Here is an 18,794-nt window from a genome sequence, read left to right on the forward strand (position 1 = left end):
TAGAAAGACGCAGCGGCATTATGACAAGCATCTGTATAAAGAGAGGCATTTAATCGAATGCTTTTTTCATAAGTTAAAGCAGTACCGGCATCTATTTTCTCGTTTTGACAAATTGGCCAGGAACTTCTTGAGTTTTCTCTATCTCGTCAGTGCTCTCTTTTGGCTCAAATGAAAGATCAACACAACCTAAAAAGATAATGGTATAGCATGCAGGGATCCATGTATCCCGACGCTAACCCTGCGGGTAGAGCGCGGGGCTTGTTGCCCCCGCACCCCCGTTGGTTAAACATTAGGTTGCCCAGGAAAGGGATCCCAGCGGCACTCACGTTGTATTATTGGCTACTTCAGCCGGCAGGTCGAGCCTCTTTTGGGGAATCGGGCTAGATTGGATCCCACTGTTGATTTCTGCTGTCCACTTCTAGGGTTCTGGCGGCATGAGTTCTCCGGCCATCCAGTGGTATCCCGGCCATATTGCCAAGGCAATTGGCCAGTTGCGGGAAGAGTTGCAGCGGGTGGATGCAGTCATCGAGGTGTTGGATGCGCGGATCCCGTTGGCCAGTCGTCATCCTGAGCTGGGCCGGTGGCTGGGGGAAAAACCTCGCCTCCTGGCTCTGAACAGGGCGGACTGCATTGAGGCTGGGGATCTGAAAGCTTGGCAGGAGTATTTTTTACGGCAAGGGATCCCTGTCTATCCCACCAATGGCCGCTCAGGAGAAGGGGTGAATCGCCTCAAGCAGGCGGTCTTGCAACTGGGGCAATCGGTCAATATGCGGCGTCAACAGCGGGGCATGCGACCGCGGGCCGTTCGGGCGGTGGTGGTGGGCTTTCCCAATGTGGGCAAATCTGCTTTGCTGAATCGACTGTTGGGGCGGCGGGCAGCTGAGAGCGCAGCACGTCCTGGGGTGACGCGGCAACTGCGGTGGGTGCGGCTGGGGGGAGAGTTGGATCTGTTGGACTCGCCGGGCATCCTACCGCCCTCTCTGCCGGATCAACAGGCGGCCTCTCTATTGGCCATCTGCGATGACATCGGCGAAGCGGCCTACGATCCCGAACGGGTGGCGGCCCACTTTTTGGATCAAGTGCTGAGGGTGCAGCCCCAAGCCGGATCTCTCTTGCAAAAGCGCTACGGTTGGCCGGATCCGATCCCTCCCGGTGGTGCCGCAGTGCAGGAGTTGGCCGAGCGGCGGTATCAAGGGGATCCCCAGCGGGCGGCACGGCAAGTTCTCAACGACTACCGCAAGGGCTTGCTGGGGCCGCTGGCCTTGGAACTCCCTCCCAAGGCTTGAGCCCCTTAGAAGAAATCACGAAAGAAAGTCACGTTGTTGCTATACCCACGGCAGGGAAACCGCTGCTGTGGGGCGTTGACTTTTCCCGAAACTGTCTACACTTGTCCCCAACCGGGATCCAGCCTCTGTTTCCAAGGCCGATACACCTTGAAGTAGACAACGGAACCCACTTGTCTGGCCAAGGCTTTGATGCAAGTGTCTCCACCCATACAGCGCTGGCAAACGGGATGGTTCACCTGCAGACGATTGAACCCCCGCCGCAGCGCACAGGCCGGTTGGCCCCGCAAAATCTCGGCCAGGGATCCCCCCAGCGTCACTTGCCCCAGCGGGATTTGCCCTTCATAGTCCTTGCAACAGGGCACCACCGTGCCGTCGTAGAGGATCCCCGCCTGACCGGAAGCGCCATTGCAGTATCCCCAGCGAGCTGGGATTACCCGGTCTGTCTCCACGTTGCCCCAACTGTCCAAGGGAAACGTTTCCAAAACCAAGCGGGGATGGATGCGGATCTGCTGCCAGCGGCCCGGTCGGTAAGTAGCAATCTGGGCTTCTACCCAATCGAGAGCCGGTGCATCCGGGATCCCTTGCAAAGCTCGTCTGGCCCAAGCCGAGAGCTGAGCGCGCATCTGCTGTGCAGAATCGATCACCGAAAGAGCCTTATGCGGCACCAAAAACGGGTGGGGGCTAGTATCCAGGAATTTGAGATGCACCTGCGTAGGGCTGGAGGAGCGCAAGTGCACCTGCAGAAATTGGGTAATCCCAGCAAAGTAGCGCTCCGGCGTGAGGCGGGGAGGTGCTCCGCGAATGCTGAAGGTGACTGGATCGGGAGTTTGCAGGGAAATGGTTAGCTTAGCAAAGGGGCTGCGGTTCAGCTTTTCAATGTGCTCCGGCCAGAGGGCAAAGGTGCTGCCGTTGCTGGTCAGGTGCAGGCGAAGGCCAAGCTCAGCGGCCCTGCGAATACCCTCGAAAAGGTATGGGTAGAGCAACGGCTCCCCCATCAGGTGAAAAGCCATCACGCGGGCCAGCCCTGTTGCCGCTACTTCCTCCAAAATCTGCTCCAGCAGAGCGGGCTCCATGTGCCCCCGCCGCCGTTGCATGATCCCATCTGGACAAAACTCGCACTTAAAGTTGCAAACGTTGGTCACCTCTATGTGCAGGCGTTCCAGTTGGGGAATAACAGCAGACATTAACAGCAGACATAGAGAGGGCCGGAACAAGTCGAGGGCAAATAGCGGATCCCCCACAAGCGCTAGGTAGTGATACGCTGTTTATCAGGTTAGATCCGGAGCGGAGCCATCGCAATGCTGAAATGCACCACTCGCCACGTCCACATTTTTGCCGGTGAAGTTACTGCCGACAACAACTTCGTGCCCCGCGACGACCTGTTTACCCTCGATGTGGATCCGGACAACGAGCTGGTCTGGACTGATGCTGCCCTGCAAAAGGTCTATGCCCGTTTCGAAGAGTTGGTGGAAGAATACCGGGGGCGAGACTTGACCGAGTACAATATCCGCCGCATTGGGTCTGACCTGGAACATTTCATCCGCTCCCTGCTCAAGCAAGGGGAGATCGCCTATAACCTGCAGGGGCGTGCCCCCAACTTCAGCATGGGCTTTCCCCAGATCCCTGCTGAAGAAATTGTCGGCCAATACATCCCCAAGGGCTAGCTCTTTGCCGGTTCTGGACAGAGTTTTTGATTGTTCTGCATCTAAGGCTTTTACCCATCTGATTGTCGGAGCGTTTCCCCATGTCTGGAGAACCCACCCCCGAGGCCGCTGCTGCCGAGAAACCCGCTGAAGCTGCCAAGCCTGCTGCTGAGGATTCCCCCAAAGCCGCTGCGAAAAAAGTTGCTAAGGAAGAAAAGCCCTTCGAGCAACAGATCACGGAAGAGGTGATCCCGGCAGCCATTGCGGCTTTTCAAAAGCGTGGGGTCAACGATCTGGAGCTGCGCCTGGAAGGCAAGACGCTGGTCGGCGCGTTTGCAGGAGGCAAGAAGCAATTTAGCGTGCTGTTTGCTGAGGGATCCTTGAATGGCCGCAAGTTCTTCCGCTGTACCACCGAAGGATCCCCGGCCAGCACCATCGAGTCTTTTATGATCGACGAGCGGCGCGTGGATGTCAACCTATTCGTGTTTTATTTGGTGCAGCGCCTTTACGCTCAGCAGTGGTATTGAGTTCGCGTGACCTTGAAGGATCCCTGGCTACCCCTAGCCGGAGAGAGTAAGTCTGCTCGCAAGAGACAAGGGGAGGTGCAGCCGGCTGCAGTTACCGTAAAGCCAGGATCCATCCGGCCATGTTCTTTGGCATGCCCACGATCCCAGAACGGGCACCTTGGCTGCCGCCTTCCCGGAAGATGAGCTGCGCGCTTGGCTCGAAGAACGGTACCGCCCCAGCGGGATCAGCCGTTCATAGCCGCGTTTCAGGTTAGGGTGAGAGGCCTGGGCTACTGATCGCGCCAGCGGGACGGAGTCCTTGAAAAGCCTTCTGGCCCCGTGCATTCAACGTTTCTAGTTTGAATCGAAATGCCCATAATTGCCCAGAGGGCTGCTCCCGTAGATCAGGTTCCCCGGCAAACGGCGCAGCTGGGGCTCGAACCCGGTCGGCCCAGAGGTTGTTCCCCAGTGCAGGGATCCCTTGCCATTGGGAGGGATGTTCTGTCGAGGCCAAAAAGATTATCGTTTGTAAAGAAAGCTAAGGCGGTGCTACGGGAGGTCTCGAAATGTACATCGTGCAGATTGCGTCTGAATGCGCCCCGGTTATCAAGGCGGGGGGACTGGGGGATGTGGTGTACGGCCTCAGCCGCGAGCTGGAGGTGCGGGGCCACTGTGTCGAGCTGGTTTTGCCCAAGTACGACACGATGCGCTACGACCAGATCTGGGGTTTGCACGACGCCTATCGCGATCTCTGGGTGCCCTGGTACGGGGGAGCCATTCACTGCTCGGTGTACTGCGGCTGGGTGCATGGCCGCCTTTGCTTTTTTATTGAGCCCCACTCGGGCGATAACTTCTTCAATCGCGGGTGTTATTACGGCTGCCCGGATGACAACATGCGTTTTGCTTTTTTCAGCAAGGCGGCTCTAGAGTTTCTCCTACAAAGCAACAAGCGCCCCGACATCATCCATTGCCACGACTGGCAGACAGGGTTGGTACCGGTGCTGCTGTTTGAGATCTACAAGTACCACGGCATGGGAAACCAGCGGGTGTGCTACACCATTCACAACTTCAAACACCAAGGCTTTGGCGGCCCAGAGATTCTTTGGGCTACCGGCCTCAACCGCGAACCCTACTACTTCCACTACGACCGTTTGCGCGATAACTTCAACCCCTTTTCTCTCAACTTTATGAAGGGGGGAATTGTTTTTTCCAACTTTGTCACTACGGTCTCTCCCAATCACGCGCTGGAGGTGCAATTTGGCGACTACGGCTATGGACTGGGCCATACCCTCTACCTGCACCGGCATAAGTTTCGCGGCGTTTTGAACGGCATCGATTACGACATCTGGAACCCGGAGATCGACCGCTTTATTCCCGCGCGTTACACCGCTCAAACGCTGGAAGACAAAGCCAAAAACAAAAAAGCTCTGCGGGAACGGCTGCTGTTGCAAAATGTTGACAAGCCCATCGTGGCCTATATCGGACGGTTGGACGAGCAAAAGGGCGTGCATTTGGTGCATCATGCCATCTACCGCTCCCTGTTCAAAAATGCCCAATTTGTTCTGCTGGGATCCGCTACGGAGCGAGGGATCGGCGCTTGGTTTGCCCACGAGAAAAGCTACCTCAACAACAACCCCGATGTTCACATTGAATTGGGCTTTAACGAAGAACTTTCCCACCTTATCTATGCGGGGGCAGACATCATCGTAGTGCCCAGCCACTACGAACCCTGTGGACTCACTCAGATGATTGGCTTGAAGTATGGCACAGTTCCGGTGGTGAGAGGAGTGGGTGGCCTGGTGGATACCGTCTTCGACCGCGACTACGATCCCCACAAATTGCCCGAGCAACGCAACGGCTACGTCTTTTATCACACAGATCCAGCTGCTTTGGAGTCGGCTCTGGATCGGGCCATCGACCTTTGGTACACCGCTCCTGACCAGTTCCGTCAACTGCAGATTCAAGGCATGAGCTACGACTACTCCTGGAACTATCCTGGCAAGGAGTATCTGGAGATCTACGACTTCATTCGTCACCGCTGAGCCCAACAGCGATCCCCAGCGATCCCAGCTCTTGACCCCAAGGACGAAATGCTGGACGATAGGTAGCAATCTTGGGCTTAACCTTCTCTACAGATTTGCTGCTGAGAAGGGTAAGTCTGCTCCGTTATCTTTCCCTGTCTGTAAGGATCCCCGGCTGCCATGGGTTATCTCGCCTTGGTACTCCACGCGCACCTGCCGTTTGTGCGCCACCCTGAGCAAGACTTTGTGCTGGAGGAAGAATGGCTCTACGAAGCCATCACGGAGACCTATGTGCCGCTGCTGCACATGTTCGAGGGGCTACAGCGAGATGGCATCGACTTTCGCTTCACCATGTCCCTGACGCCGCCCTTGGTGTCGATGCTGCGGGATCCCTTGCTGCAGGAGCGCTACGACCACTACCTAACCAAATTGGAAGAGCTGGCCCAGCTGGAGTACGACAAAAACGCCACCAACGGCCACATTCGCTACCTGGCGGAGCACTACATCAAGCAGTTTGCCATGGTGCGGGATCTCTGGGAGCGCTACGACCGGGATCTGGTGCGAGCTTTTAAGCAGTTTCAAGACAGCGGCAACCTGGAGATCATCACCTGTGGGGCTACCCACGGCTACTTGCCTCTGATGCAGATGTACCCGCAGGCGGTTTGGGCCCAGCTTATCGTAGCCTGCGAGCACTACAACGAACACTTTGGCCAGTGGCCGCGGGGGATCTGGCTGCCGGAATGCGCCTATTACCAAGGGCTGGAGCGGATGATCGCCGATGCTGGCCTGCGCTACATGATCACCGACGCCCATGGTCTTCTCTATGCCAAGCCACGGCCCCGCTACGGCATGTACGCCCCCATTTTTACCGAGACTGGCGTTGCCGTTTTCGGGCGGGATCACGAGTCTTCGCAGCAGGTGTGGTCGGCAGAGGTGGGCTATCCAGGGGATCCGGTTTACCGCGAGTTCTACAAAGACCTAGGGTATGAGGCCGACTACGAGTACATCAAGCCTTACATCATGCCCAACGGCCAGCGGAAAAACACCGGCATCAAGTACCACCGCATCACCGGGCGCAACCTGGACCTGGGGCAAAAGCAGCTTTACGACCCCTATTGGGCGCGGGAGAAAGCGGCAGAGCATGCGGGCAACTTTATGTTCAACCGCCAGCGGCAAATCGAATATTTGTACAGCGTCATGGGCCGCCCGCCGCTGGTGGTGGCCCCCTACGATGCGGAGTTGTTCGGCCACTGGTGGTACGAGGGCCCTTGGTTTTTGGATTTTCTCATCCGCAAGAGCTACTTCGACCAAAACACCTACCGCATGACTCACCTGGCGGAGTACCTGCGGGAGAACCCCACCCAGCAGGTGTGCAAACCTGCCCAGTCCAGTTGGGGGGCGCGCGGCTTCCACGAGTACTGGCTCAACCCCACCAACGCCTGGATCTACCCCCACCTGCACAAGGCCACCGAGCGGATGATCGAGCTGAGCCGTCGCGAGCCTGCCGATGACCTAGAATGGCGGGCCTTGAACCAGGCGGCGCGAGAATTGCTACTGGCTCAATCGTCTGACTGGGCTTTTATCATGCGCACAGGGACGATGGTTCCCTATGCAGTGCGCCGCACCAAGTCCCATCTGCTGCGCTTCAACCACCTCTACGAGAAGATCAAAGAGGGTCAGTTTCGGCGAGAAAAAGCCACCCCTGAAGAGGAGCAGTGGCTGGCCAAGGTGGAATACATGGACAACATCTTCCCCAATATCAACTACCGGGTTTACCGACCCCTCTAAGCAGTGTTGATCCCAACTCTCCTCTCCCTTTGGGAGAAGGGCTGGGGGTGAGGGTCAGGAGTCGGCAGAGAGAGCTTGGGATCCCACCTTTCCTAGCCGGATGGCCAGGCCGTCGGTTCTAGAGCTTGGTGCCGCACTCGGCGCAAAACTTGTGCAGGGTGGGGTTTTTGGTGCCGCAATTGGGGCAGTAGATCAGCTCCGCTGCCTGCTCCAGTTGCCGCTTCTCCGGCAGCCCGATCATCTGATAATTGGCTTTGCCGGCGGGCACCATCGGGTAGCAGTTTTCGTCCCGCTTGACCACAAAGTCGGCCACTACCGGCCCCTCGTGCTTGAGGATCTCCTGGATGGCATCTTCCAGTTGATCGGGGTGATCGACGCGGATCCCTTTTACCCCAAAAGCCTCGGCTAGCTTGACAAAATCCGGCATTCCGGGAGACATATCCGAGTGGGAGTAGCGCTCGCCGTGGAAGGCCTGCTGCCACTGCCGCACCATGCCCTGCCAGCCGTTGTTGATGATGGCCACTTTGGTGGCAATGCCGTACTGAGCCACTGTGCCCAGCTCTTGCATGTTCATCTGGAAGCTGGCATCGCCACTGATGCAGATGACTTCTTCGTGAGGCAGGGCTACCTTGACTCCCATCGCCGCGGGGAACCCGTAGCCCATGGTGCCCAGCCCAGAACTGGAGATCCATTGGCGCGGCCCGTTGCGCAGAAACTGCGCCGCCCACATCTGATGCTGGCCAACATCAGTGGTGTAGTAGGCGTGGGGAGCATGACGACGAAAGGCATCGATCACCTGTTGGGGGGCAATCACGCCTTCGTAGCTGGGCACCTGCAGGGGATAGTCCCGCTTCCAGCGCTCGATCCGATCCAGCCAGGCCTGAGTTAGGCCTGGAGTAGAAGGCATTTTGCTCAGTTGAGCCAACATCTCCACCAGAACAGTGCGCACATCCCCTACAATCGGCACATCGGGCGCACGGTTTTTGCCCACCTCGGCTGGGTCGATGTCGATGTGAATGACTTTGGCGTGCTTGGCAAATTCATCTAGCTTGCCGGTTACGCGGTCGTCGAAGCGGGCTCCCACCGCAATGAGCAGGTCGCACTCGGTGACGGCGAAGTTGGCATAGGCCGTGCCGTGCATGCCCAGCATCCCCACCGACAGGGGATCGTTCTCATCGAAAGCCCCTTTGCCCATGAGGGTGGTGGTCACCGGGATCCGATAGGTGTGGGCCAGCTCGGCAATTTCGGCGTGGGCACCGGAGATGATCGCCCCACCTCCCACATACAGCAAGGGCCGCTTGGCCTGCAGGATCAGCTTGGCCGCTGTGTGGATTTGCCGTGGGTTGCCACGCACGGTGGGCTTGTAGCCGGGGATGTTGATCTCGCTGACGGGTTGATAGTCAAACTCTTCCAGGCCCACATCTTTGGGGATGTCGATCAGCACCGGCCCGGGCCGCCCTGTCCCGGCAATGTGAAAAGCCTCTGCCACGATCCGAGACATTTGGCGCGGATCCCGTACCACGTAGGAGTGCTTGACAATCGGCAGGGTGATGCCAAAGATGTCCGTCTCCTGGAAGCCGTCGGTGCCGATCAGATGGCGAGGTACCTGCCCGGTGATGACCACCATGGGTACAGAGTCCATCATGGCGTTGGCGATGCCCGTCACCAGGTTGGTCGCCCCTGGGCCAGAGGTAGCAAAACACACCCCCACCTTGCCAGTGGCGCGAGCATATCCGTCGGCGGCGTGGGCAGCCGCTTGTTCGTGGCGTACCAGGTAATGTTTGAGCAGCCCCTGAGACTCGGCTTTGTACAGCTCGTCGTAGATGGGGAGGATGGCTCCCCCCGGATAGCCAAAGATGTGTTGCACCCCATGCCGGTGCAGGCTGTCCACCAACGCATATCCACCAGTCGCCACGGTGTCTCCTCCCCACTGAGATGACCGAACGTCAAACGCCCGCTCTCAGGAGCGCCAGCGCAGACAGGGTACTGGCCAGAAGTTGGCCAACTTTGTATTCAATTCTACAGTCTAGCAGTGGTTTGCTTTGGAATCGCTTAGACTTTCACGGTCGGCTAAAGTAACACTGGGGATCCCTAGGGATCCTCGCCGGAGTGTTGAGAGTGCCCTATCCATGACTGGAGAGCCAACCCCCATTGACCCCGGGCCGGAGCGGTCTCAGGGCAGCTTGCTGCTAGCTGTGCCCATCCTCGGATCCCCGCACAGTGCTGTGGGATCCCGACAGTGGCTGGTATGGGGAGCGCTGGGGATCTTTCTGGTGGGTCTGGGGTTGCGCCTGTGGCGGCTGGACGAGTTCCCGGCACCTGTGTTCGATGAGGTGTACTTCCCGGAGTTTGCCCAGAACTACCTGGATGGCAAGCCTTTTTACGATGTGCATCCCCCCTTGGGCAAGTACTTCATTGCCCTTAGCATTCAGGTGTTTGGCCGCAACGAGTGGGGATTCCGCTTCGCCACTGCTTTTTGCGGATCCCTGATCCCTCTGTTGCTGACCGGTTTAGCCTACCGCCTCACCTACCACGTGGGCTTTGCTCTGTTGAGCGGGGTTTTGCTGCTGACCGATGGGGTGTTTCTGGTGGAATCCCGCTTTGGCCTGATCAACGTGTATCTGGTAGCCTTTGGGCTGGCAGCGACCATTCTGTTGCTCAGAGGTCTAGAAGACCAAGGTTGGCGACGGGCTGCTCACTTTGCTTGCTCCGGGATCCTGTTGGGGGCGGCAGCTTCGGTGAAGTGGAATGGCCTCTGGTTTACCTTCATGTTTGCTCTGTTGGGGATCCTCGTCTGGGGGGTAGTCTGGCTGCGCCCGCAGTGGATCCCACGGTTGGGCATTTTGAGCCAGATTCGTCATCTGCGCTGGTGGCACTATGCGTTCTGCTTCGTCCTCGCTCCGCTGGCCTTTTATGCCATTCAGTGGATCCCGCACCTGCAGCTGAATCCCCAACAGGGACTAACTCTGGATTGGAGCTGGACGGGCATCCAGAATTATTTCCGATCCCTGGTGCTCATCAACCAATCCATCTACGGCGGCCACATGGCAGCCCACCTGGTGGTGAACGAAGAGACCCCTGTTCACCCCTACTGCTCCACCAGCTTGCGATCCCTGGTGGCTTGGTTCCCGGCTTTGCGTCCTTGGCTGACTACGCCCTTGGCCTCGGCAGGAGCTTGGTCCTGGCCAATTCTGGGCCGCCCCGTGGCCTACTACTTCGGCAGTCAGGGCAACCTCTGGCAAGCTGTTCATGGCTTGGGCAATCCTTGGCTGTGGTGGCTGGGGACGGGATCCATCTTGGTGCTTGTCTGGCGAGGGATCCGCCGCTTTCACGGTCTCGAAGCCTTCATTTTGATTGGCTATGCGGCCAATTACCTGCCTTGGTTTAGGGTCAGCCGCTGCGTTTTTATCTACCACTACATGAGCGCTCTGGCGTTTAGCACCCTAGCCCTGGCTTGGTTGGTGCTGCTGGGCTGGCAGAGCTATCGCCGCTTTTGGCGCGGGGCGAGCATCACGGCGGTGGCCTTGGTTTTGGCGTCCTTTGTCTTCTTTTTCCCCGTTTGGCTTGGCCTGCCCCTCAGTCCAAGCGGATTCTACGCCCGCATGTGGTTTCGCTCTAGCCCGGTGCCGCTGTTCTGTTTCAGCCCCCAATCCTGCCAACAGCCCCCGCTGCACCTGCCGCCCATCCCCGGCTTGAACTGGATCTAAGGGAGGCATGGTAAGCTTTGTGAAGTTTGTTTCGTGAAATGCGGCGCTCCGTTACCGAAAGATGGAGCGAGGTTCGCGAAACCCTTGTGGTGGAGGTAGTGGAAACGTCATGGCCCGATCTTGCCCGAGTTCTGCCAACTCTCCCCGCCGTCCACTGGCTTATTCAGAGCAAGCTGTCCCGGTTGGGGTGATCGGGGTAGGCAACATGGGCCAGCACCACACCCGCGTTTTCAGCCTGATGAAGGATGTGCGGGTCGTGGGGGTAGCGGATATCAACGTGGAACGGGGATTGGATGTGGCCAGCCGCCACCGCGTTCATTTCTATGAGGACTACCGCGATCTGCTGCCCCATGTAGCTGCCGTGGCCATTGCCGTGCCGACGGTTCTGCACCACGAGGTGGGTATGGCCTGCCTGGAGGCCGGGGTACATGTGCTGATCGAAAAGCCCATCGCTGCCAGCATCAGCGAAGCAGAATCGCTGGTGAACCGAGCTGCCGATTGCAATTGTATTTTGCAGGTGGGGCACATCGAGCGCTTCAGCCCTGTTTTCCAAAAGCTGGGCCAAGTCTTGCAAAGTGAAGAACCTCTGGCTTTCGAGGCTCACCGTCTCAGCCCCTATTCCGACCGCGCCAGCGATGTGTCGGTGGTATTCGACTTGATGATCCACGACATCGATCTGTTGCTGGAGCTGATCCCATCTCCCGTGACCCAGATTACCGCCAGCGGCAACCGCATCTCCAAGCTGGGCTACCTGGACTACGTCACGGCTACTCTCACTTTTGCCAACGGTGCCATCGCCACCCTCACTGCCAGCAAGGTCACCCACCGCAAGGTGCGCAAAATTGCCGTCCACTGCAAGAATGCCTTGGTAGAAGCAGATTTTCTACACAATGAGATCTCGGTGTACCGCCAGGGATCCGTCGGCAGCACCAGCGACTACGGCCAAATGCCCTACCAGCGGGATTGTTTGATTGAGAAAGTCCACACCGACAATATCGACAAGCTGCATGCCGAACTGGAGCACTTCATCAATTGCGTGCGGGGGGGCAACCAACCTTCTGTGGGTGGGGAACAGGCCCTGAAAGCATTGAGGCTGGCCTCGGAGGTAGAGCGGATTGCTTTGGATGGATGTGCCTGGAGCGAAGCCAAGCCCCGCCGTAGTCTCCTATCCTAGTCTTTAACGCAAGCCCCAGATGGGGGCAGAGCCCTGTTGTTGGCCCATAGCCATTCCAGCATCAGGCTGGGGAAGAAAAAGCGACATTCGCGCCCGCGGAGTGCAGCTCTATTTGTTGCTGTTGCCAGTCCACCACTCAATACTCCTGTAGCCCAAGCCGACTGTAAAGCTTGAGCTTAGTTTGCTTATCTTGGCCAATATTGCGAGCTCCAGGGCTCAGCACTCCTACCGCCGATTCTGGGGCACTGTGGAGTTTGCCATCCGCCCGTGACATACTCCCATCGCTGACCCTACGGGTACAGCGTGGGCTTCTCGCTTCATCGGGGAGCTTTCGCAAGAACCCTCAGCGAGCAGACACGGGATGTCCCACCGCGTAGTTGCACCAGATTCCGGCAAAAGCCGTTTTGTGCAACTGCTCCCATCATACACCATGTGGGGGTATCTGTATCCCGGCACTGACCCTACGGGTACAGTGCAGGGCTTAGCTACCCCCACACCCCCATAAGCTAACGCTGTTCTCAGTCGAGAGCGGCTTACCCACACCACATCAGGAGCCACATTGTTATCTTCGGCAAAAATCACTCCCGGAGCAGTGTTGGCCAATCTCAGGGCCGTTTTCTCACTCTATTCGCCTTTCAAATTTCTTCTAAGATGCGAAACTGCACATGGTTAATGGCCAGCTCCCCAATTGAGGCTTGGTCGGTGTTGATCGTCTCGAAAGGGATCCCTTTGGCGATCTCGGCATGGGTCCAGGGCAAGCCCATGAAGTAGCGCTGCGAGTAGGGGCGCTCTCCCCGATCGTCAGGGTTCGACTCCATCGGCACCCAACCCCAGCCGGGCAGATAAAACTCAATCCACACGTGGTTGTACTGGGGAAACAGCGGGATCCCTTTCAGTTCTGGATGGGGAGGACATTTGTAGCGCCCCACCGTGCGGCAAGGGATTCCATTGAGGCGGGCCAAAGCCAACAGCACCCCCACATATTCACCACAAGAACCGGAGCCACGCCGCAAAACCTCATCCGGCGGATCGATGCGAGAGGTGACCCGGTAGGAGAGCTTGTCGTAAACATAGGCCCGGATATTGAGCATTTTGCGCAGCAAGTTGGTCTCGCTGCCAACGGCCAGCCGCGCTGCCTCTCGGACAATCGAGGTGTCCATGGCCAGGTAGTCATCGTCCACCAAGTAGCGATCCCGCAGCTCCCTGGGCAAAACGGCAGCCTCTACATCCAGTGGATCGATGCAGTACTTGATACTGTAGAGATCCAGCACCGCCCGCCAGCCAAACAAGCGCACCTCATGGGCCCCCAGGGATCCCAGCGAAAACACCGCCACCTGTTGGCCAGATTGCTCTTCCACTTCAAACGGCAGACCTACCCAGTGCAGGCTGCGCACCCGTTGGCGAAGGCTGTTGCAGGGCAAGGCAATTCGCCAGACCAAATCGGGCAGGAAGCGCGGCTCTTCTTGGGCAATTTCTTCCACATAGGTCAGCTCCACCCGATAGCCGTGGGAGAGGGTGTAGGTGGCGCGTTCCCCCAGACACTGGGGCTGAAAAACTACCGGACAGGCAATGGGGGAATCCTCGGCCTCGGTTCCACCGCCGCCAGAGGGGTCGGGGGAGCTAGGGGGATCCAAAGGCCGCAGGCGTAGGGGGGCCACCCAGGTTTTATCGCGCAGGGCCACCGACAAGGGATCTGGAGCGTTGGGGTTGTCGTGGATGTAGGCTTCTTCGTGGGCATAGGCCACCCAGAGTTGCCCCCGCCAATGGGCCAAGCCTGTTGGCCCAGGAGAAGGGGTGAGGATACGGGCCAGTTCTCGCCCGGTCTGGCGCTCCAGCACGTAGATCGTCTCTTCCACCCGATCGCTCACCCAGAGGTAGTCTCCCTGCACCGCAATCTGTTCTCGGCCAACCCCAGGGGCAGGCATCTCCTGCACAATAAGGCCACGGCTGGGATCCAGTTGCAGGATTTTTCCCCGTTTGTAGCAGGTGGCATAGAGGTAGCGGTTTCCCGTGTGGGGATCGCTCCAGAGGGCGATCCCTTCGATAGGGTAGGGGCACCTACACACTGGAAAGGCTTCCAGGGATCCCGGTTGCTGCAGAGCGGACATGGGAATGCGCAAGATTTGCCCCTCTTGCTGCGGACTGAGCCAAATCCACGCTTGATCCCCCTCTGGCTCTACCCACAAACCGTAAGCACCTTGGAAAGAGTGGACATGGTGGGGGTTGAGCAGCAGGGTGTTGTGCTCTTGGATCTCCACCAAATAGCCCCTCACCCGATCCAAGCCGAGTAGGCAATCTCCCCAGGTGGCCAAACCTTCCAAAGCAACCAGCCCCAGAGGTTGCAAAGGGGCCACAGTTCCCTGTTGCCGCCCAGATGGAGGCCACCAAGCAGGCTGGGATCCTTCTGCCGTAGAACCCGGATTTTTCAGAGCACCTAGATCATTTGCCGGATGAATGGCAACCATGAAGGCTTCCTTGCCTATGGATGAAGTTGACATGCTGGCGCGATCTGCACCAAGGCGGTACGACTGTCCAATATTTACTGTCCAACATTATTATGATGCGCCTCTTTTCAACCCCACACCCAAGGCTTCTCGACCGATGTATCCCTGCTAGTCTTGCCAGGACTGGAGAATGTTACGATGATGGCGGCTTTTTGGCCAGCAAGATAGAGCAGCGGTGGGGAGTGGTAGGGGATGGAGTTGGCCTTGGCAATTGGCGGCCTGGTGGCAGGGATCCTGGCCGGGGTGCTGGGCATTGGCGGTGGCGTGATCCTGGTGCCCTTACAGGTCAGCTTGGGGATACCACCGGTTCAAGCTGCAGCCACCAGCAATCTTTCCATTGTTATGACCTCGATTGCGGGCAGCATCCAAAACTGGCGGATGGGCATGCTTGATTTGAAACGGGTGATCCTGCTGGGGATCCCAGCGTTGCTTACGGCTCAAGTAGGAGCAATTATCGCCAGTCGCCTTCCCAGCTATCTGCTGTTGGCAGCGTTTGGAGTGTTGCTGCTGGCCAACACTTACCTGGTGCAACTCAACAAAAAGGTGGTTATCCAGGCCCAAGAATTGGGGGCTGACGTCAGCGATGCCGAGCACCTCAGCGGGACGGAGTCCTCAGGGCAGATGTCTCCCTGGTTAGCCCGCGCCCTGACCGGCGGCACTGCCGGTTTGTTGGCCGGGCTGTTTGGCATCGGCGGTGGGGTGATCCTGGTGCCAATGCAGATCCTGCTGCTGAAAGAGACAATCAAAGTGGCGATTCAGACCAGTCTGGGGGCCATTGTGATCACAGCAGTTGCTGCCACTGCCAGCCATGCGGGCCTCAGCGATTGGATCTGGAATGGCCTGGGGTTCGGGGACGGCACCATCCACCAGAATGTGCTCTGGATCCCAGGTTTAATCTTGGGCACAGGGGGGTTAATCGGTGTACAGATTAGCACACGCACCCTGCCCAAATTGCCCGATGAAACCGTCAGTCTGTTGTTTCGGGGCTTTCTGACCATCCTTTCTCTCTACATTTTTTGGCAAGCTTGGCAAAGCTACCGAGCCCTGTGAAGTGATCCTGGTCTGCCCCAGTGCTCGGGACAGCAGTCCTGGTTCCAAGCTACGGTCATTTGGATTTAAACTGGGACACTGAACTCAAACCCAAAATGTTGCATGCACTGATCCAGAAGGCTTTTCAAGGACTCCGTCCCGCTGGCGCGATCAGCAGCCCAGGCGTCTCACCCTAACCTGAAATGACTCTATCGGGTGTCGCTCCCAGCTTTCGGGCCTGATGACTCAGATGGATTCAACGGTTTGAAAGACTTGGCTACGCTGGACGCGCTTTCCCCTCAGGGGGCAGGGCTTTTGCTACTTGGGATAGATCCCCTTGTTTGCAGAGGTCATGCACAGGGTAGCTGCCAAAGAGCTTCAAGGTTTCAGCAATTGATTCCAGCGCCGCAACCACCTCGGCATCCAAATAGGGTTGGCCGATAGGGTTCTCCAAATCGACAAAAAAGACATACGTCCCTGCCGATTTTTTGGTGGGGCGCGACTCAATGCGAGACATATTCAGGCCTCGCTCCGCAAACACTTGCAGAGGTTTCAGCAGCGCTCCCGGCACGTTGTGGGGGAGGCTGAAGGCCAAGGAAGTATGGGATCCCCCCGGAGAAGCAGGATCGGCAGAGGTTTCACCCTGTTGACCGGAACGCGAGAGCGGCGCACGGCCAATAACCCAAAAGCGAGTGCAATTGTCGGGGTGATCGTTGATCGGGCAGGCCAAGACCGGCAGTTGGTAGAGGGTGGCAGCTCGTTCTGAGGCGATGACGGCGGCGCTGGGCTGCTCCTGCAGGCGATCCAATTCTTCGGTGGTCGAGCGGGTTGGGATCAAAGTGGCCTGGGGCAGATGGGATCTCAGCCAAGCCTGACATTGGGCCAAAGCTTGCGGGTGGGAGTAGACCTGCTCAATTTGCTCCAACCGCGAGGCACGTCCGATGAGGGCATGGCGAATGGGCAGGATCAGCGCCTGCCGGATCCCTAGCCCCTCCAGTTGCCACAGGGCATCCAAGGTCATCGAAACCCCGCCCTCTACGGAGTTTTCCACCGGCACCACCGCCCATTGTTGCTGGCCGGCAGCTACCGCCTCTAGACAGGCGCTGATCGTTGGATAAGGCACTAAGGGGTGGGATCCCTGGCTGTGCAGGTGAGGCTGCTCAGGGCAGGCCAGCAAAGCTGCTAACTCTGTGTAGGTTCCAGCAGGGCCGAGGAAGGCCACTGGCGAAGGGGAAACGTTCGCGCTAGCGGAGCGCAGCTCCATCAGAGCCATTTCTTCAATTGTCGCTAGGGGCCAGTTCTAACTCTATCGTCTCGGCGTCGCGCAGCAGCAAAGGACATTCAGGCTCCGGGCAACGGGGATTGGCCGCCACCTTGTCCATGGCCTTCACCACCTCCAACCGGATCAGCCTCTGCAACTCCTGATCCGCTTGAATGGCTTCTAAAGTTCGGAGAGAGCCGTGAAAACTGGTGGCGTAGCGAGGTTTGAGGTTGTTCAAAGCCAGGGCGGCAGCATCGTTACAGAATTTCTCGCAGAAGCAGTAGCGCTGTTGACTCTCCATCAGCAGGATGTCGTTGACCATCTCCAGAACAGCCCGTTCCATTTGATTTTCCAGGCTCTTCAGAGGCTTATGTTGCTCCGCCATCGCTACCTCCCAATGGGAACCGAACCCGCCGCCAAGCCCCTGTCTTTCAGGGAGCAGGAGTGCTCTCGATTACCTTCGATGCTGCTCTATTCTCTGTTGACAAGTCAAGCCAAATCCCCTGCTGCCGACGCGAACAGCCTCTGGCCCGCTCCTATCCGTGCTTGAGGCAATCCAATCTGTCGTGTCAGGCATCATCAAAACCCAGAGAATTAACCAACACTCTCGGCAGACGGGCAGAAAGCCCACACAGCAACTCATAGGAAATAGTACCCAACTGATCGGCCCAATCCTGCACAGATAAACCCGCATTTGCCAGATTGGGGCCCAGCAGCTCCACCACATCCCCCACCTGGATATCCGGCCTCTCGGTTACATCCCACATACATTGATCCATCGTGATTGTGCCCACCTGTTGGATCAAGCCGCCGCGCACCCATCCTCGCAGCCAGCCGGAAAGCCGCCGTGGGATCCCATCCGCATAGCCGATGGCCAGAGTGGCAATGCGACTGGGGCGAGAGGTGATGTAGCGATGCCCATAGCTCACGCCAGTTTGAGCAGGCACAGTTTGGATGTGGGACAGCCGCGCCTTGAGCCGCAGAATTGGCTGCAGACCTGGCACCGGCAAGTGAGGGGCAGGGGACAGGCCATAGAGGACCAACCCCAAACGCACACGGGAGTAGTGGAGATGGGTTAAAGCACCGGCTGAGTTATCCAGATGCAGCGCCGGTAAGGGATCCCCGGCTTGGCGGATCTGTTCCACCACCTGGGCAAAGCGGGCGTGCTGCTGTTCCATGACCGGAGAATGGGGCTCGTCCGCCGTCGCCAAATGGGAAAACAAGCTACAGCCTTCCAGCTCCGGGATCCGACAAATCTGCCCCCACACGGCTGCAGCTTCCTTCCAGGGGATCCCCAAACGGGTCATACCCGTATCCACATTGACATGCACCGGGACGGGGCGCCCGGCCCAACGGGCTACCTGACACATCAGCGGGATTTGCTCTGCACAGGTGAGGCTGACCTCCAACCGGGCTGCCATGGCCTGCTGTAGTTCTGCCCAGGTATTCAAAGCTCCCAACACCAGAATCGGAGCCTGCAGCCCCGTTTGCCGCAACTCGATCCCTTCGGCCAGGGTGGCCACACACAGCCCCTTGGCACCAGCCGCAACAGCCACGGGAGCCACCAACTGCGCCCCATGCCCGTAGGCATTGGCCTTCACCACCGCCCAGATCTCGACGTTTGAGCCTAGGCGCCTCTGCAACAGCCGCAGGTTTTCTCGCAGCTGGGCTGCGTCAATTTCCACCCAAGCCCGACTGGTCAACAGCTCCAGGTCGATGGCCCAATCCAGCTCCGCCAAGGAATTGGCCTTCTGGGATCCCTCTCTCCAAGTATTGCCCTGCACTCCCAGAGCAGCTGCTCTCAAAGTGCCCTGCGCCGCCGGCGCGACCGGTTCTCGATTCACCGTTCACCCCCCACACCCAAAACCCGTCCTG

Annotated in this window: 13 protein-coding genes and 2 pseudogenes; 9 read left to right on the forward strand and 6 right to left on the reverse strand. The window is 58.2% G+C overall.

Annotation, left to right across the window (positions count from 1 at the left end):
• Nucleotides 1–172 (forward strand): annotated as a pseudogene (locus ACVWY9_RS02585) (IS5-like element ISSoc13 family transposase); the annotation flags it as partial.
• Between the two features lie 262 nt (nucleotides 173–434).
• A complete protein-coding gene (gene ylqF, locus ACVWY9_RS02590; protein ID WP_414343260.1) occupies nucleotides 435–1,286 on the forward strand; it encodes a ribosome biogenesis GTPase YlqF in 852 nt (283 codons plus the stop codon).
• A gap of 95 nt (nucleotides 1,287–1,381) precedes the next feature.
• On the opposite strand, the gene ACVWY9_RS02595 is transcribed toward ylqF, so the two are convergent.
• Nucleotides 1,382–2,470: a radical SAM/SPASM domain-containing protein gene (locus ACVWY9_RS02595; protein ID WP_414330230.1), complete on the reverse strand. Its 1,089-nt coding sequence runs from the start codon at nucleotides 2,468–2,470 to the stop codon at nucleotides 1,382–1,384.
• Nucleotides 2,471–2,584: 114 nt separating this feature from the next.
• Between ACVWY9_RS02595 and ACVWY9_RS02600 the strand changes: the two genes are divergently transcribed.
• The 4 genes from ACVWY9_RS02600 to ACVWY9_RS02615 all read left to right on the forward strand — a co-directional run bounded on the left by ACVWY9_RS02600 (nucleotide 2,585) and on the right by ACVWY9_RS02615 (nucleotide 7,244).
• Nucleotides 2,585–2,950 carry an NAD(P)H-quinone oxidoreductase subunit M gene (locus ACVWY9_RS02600; protein WP_011432289.1) on the forward strand — a complete coding sequence of 122 codons (366 nt, stop codon included), beginning with the start codon at nucleotides 2,585–2,587 and terminating at the stop codon, nucleotides 2,948–2,950.
• An 80-nt stretch (nucleotides 2,951–3,030) separates the two neighbouring features.
• Complete coding sequence (locus tag ACVWY9_RS02605; RefSeq protein ID WP_414330231.1) at nucleotides 3,031–3,456, forward strand: DUF2996 domain-containing protein; 426 nt, start codon at nucleotides 3,031–3,033, stop codon at nucleotides 3,454–3,456.
• Nucleotides 3,457–4,001: 545 nt separating this feature from the next.
• Nucleotides 4,002–5,477, forward strand: a complete 1,476-nt coding sequence (gene glgA / locus ACVWY9_RS02610) for a glycogen synthase GlgA (RefSeq protein WP_457387421.1) — start codon at nucleotides 4,002–4,004, stop codon at nucleotides 5,475–5,477.
• Nucleotides 5,478–5,636: 159 nt separating this feature from the next.
• Nucleotides 5,637–7,244 (forward strand): glycoside hydrolase family 57 protein, encoded by a 1,608-nt coding sequence (locus tag ACVWY9_RS02615; protein ID WP_414330234.1) that lies wholly within the window; start codon nucleotides 5,637–5,639, stop codon nucleotides 7,242–7,244.
• A gap of 118 nt (nucleotides 7,245–7,362) precedes the next feature.
• Here ACVWY9_RS02615 and ilvB read toward each other — a convergent pair.
• Nucleotides 7,363–9,162 (reverse strand): annotated as a pseudogene (ilvB, locus tag ACVWY9_RS02620) (biosynthetic-type acetolactate synthase large subunit); the annotation flags it as partial.
• A 211-nt stretch (nucleotides 9,163–9,373) separates the two neighbouring features.
• On the opposite strand from ilvB, the gene ACVWY9_RS02625 reads away from it, so the two are divergent.
• Both ACVWY9_RS02625 and ACVWY9_RS02630 read left to right on the forward strand, forming a co-directional pair.
• Nucleotides 9,374–10,951, forward strand: coding sequence for a phospholipid carrier-dependent glycosyltransferase (locus ACVWY9_RS02625; RefSeq protein WP_414382076.1), 1,578 nt, complete (start codon nucleotides 9,374–9,376; stop codon nucleotides 10,949–10,951).
• A gap of 109 nt (nucleotides 10,952–11,060) precedes the next feature.
• Nucleotides 11,061–12,125 (forward strand): Gfo/Idh/MocA family protein, encoded by a 1,065-nt coding sequence (locus ACVWY9_RS02630; RefSeq protein ID WP_011432295.1) that lies wholly within the window; start codon nucleotides 11,061–11,063, stop codon nucleotides 12,123–12,125.
• A gap of 635 nt (nucleotides 12,126–12,760) precedes the next feature.
• Here ACVWY9_RS02630 and ACVWY9_RS02635 read toward each other — a convergent pair.
• The gene (locus tag ACVWY9_RS02635; RefSeq protein WP_457387422.1) at nucleotides 12,761–14,590 is read right to left on the reverse strand and encodes a transglutaminase domain-containing protein; all 1,830 of its coding nucleotides are present in this window, start codon (nucleotides 14,588–14,590) and stop codon (nucleotides 12,761–12,763) included.
• Nucleotides 14,591–14,821: 231 nt separating this feature from the next.
• Here ACVWY9_RS02635 and ACVWY9_RS02640 point away from each other — a divergent pair, with 231 nt between their 5' ends.
• Complete coding sequence (locus tag ACVWY9_RS02640) at nucleotides 14,822–15,679, forward strand: sulfite exporter TauE/SafE family protein (protein ID WP_457387423.1); 858 nt, start codon at nucleotides 14,822–14,824, stop codon at nucleotides 15,677–15,679.
• A 256-nt stretch (nucleotides 15,680–15,935) separates the two neighbouring features.
• Here the strand turns inward: ACVWY9_RS02640 and pheA are convergent, their stop codons facing one another.
• From pheA to alr, 3 genes are all read right to left on the reverse strand, one after another.
• The gene (gene pheA / locus ACVWY9_RS02645) at nucleotides 15,936–16,922 is read right to left on the reverse strand and encodes a prephenate dehydratase (RefSeq protein WP_457387515.1); all 987 of its coding nucleotides are present in this window, start codon (nucleotides 16,920–16,922) and stop codon (nucleotides 15,936–15,938) included.
• A gap of 13 nt (nucleotides 16,923–16,935) precedes the next feature.
• Nucleotides 16,936–17,304, reverse strand: a complete 369-nt coding sequence (locus ACVWY9_RS02650; RefSeq protein ID WP_457387424.1) for a late competence development ComFB family protein — start codon at nucleotides 17,302–17,304, stop codon at nucleotides 16,936–16,938.
• Nucleotides 17,305–17,488: 184 nt separating this feature from the next.
• On the reverse strand, nucleotides 17,489–18,763 hold the full coding sequence (gene alr / locus ACVWY9_RS02655) for an alanine racemase (protein WP_457387425.1): 1,275 nt from the start codon (nucleotides 18,761–18,763) through the stop codon (nucleotides 17,489–17,491).
• Nucleotides 18,764–18,794 lie beyond the last annotated feature (31 nt).

It is taken from the genome of Thermostichus sp. OS-CIW-31 (genome assembly GCF_054060305.1).

Coding starts and splice junctions, on each gene's coding strand:
- pheA (WP_457387515.1), bottom strand. CDS start 16,922: ATGGAGCTGCGCTCCGCTAGCGCGAACGTTTCCCCTTCGCCAGTGGCC.
- ACVWY9_RS02615 (WP_414330234.1), top strand. CDS start 5,637: ATGGGTTATCTCGCCTTGGTACTCCACGCGCACCTGCCGTTTGTGCGC.
- glgA (WP_457387421.1), top strand. CDS start 4,002: ATGTACATCGTGCAGATTGCGTCTGAATGCGCCCCGGTTATCAAGGCG.
- ylqF (WP_414343260.1), top strand. CDS start 435: ATGAGTTCTCCGGCCATCCAGTGGTATCCCGGCCATATTGCCAAGGCA.
- ACVWY9_RS02650 (WP_457387424.1), bottom strand. CDS start 17,304: ATGGCGGAGCAACATAAGCCTCTGAAGAGCCTGGAAAATCAAATGGAA.
- ACVWY9_RS02640 (WP_457387423.1), top strand. CDS start 14,822: ATGGAGTTGGCCTTGGCAATTGGCGGCCTGGTGGCAGGGATCCTGGCC.
- ACVWY9_RS02625 (WP_414382076.1), top strand. CDS start 9,374: ATGACTGGAGAGCCAACCCCCATTGACCCCGGGCCGGAGCGGTCTCAG.
- ACVWY9_RS02630 (WP_011432295.1), top strand. CDS start 11,061: ATGGCCCGATCTTGCCCGAGTTCTGCCAACTCTCCCCGCCGTCCACTG.
- ACVWY9_RS02600 (WP_011432289.1), top strand. CDS start 2,585: ATGCTGAAATGCACCACTCGCCACGTCCACATTTTTGCCGGTGAAGTT.
- ACVWY9_RS02605 (WP_414330231.1), top strand. CDS start 3,031: ATGTCTGGAGAACCCACCCCCGAGGCCGCTGCTGCCGAGAAACCCGCT.
- ACVWY9_RS02595 (WP_414330230.1), bottom strand. CDS start 2,470: ATGTCTGCTGTTATTCCCCAACTGGAACGCCTGCACATAGAGGTGACC.
- ACVWY9_RS02635 (WP_457387422.1), bottom strand. CDS start 14,590: ATGGTTGCCATTCATCCGGCAAATGATCTAGGTGCTCTGAAAAATCCG.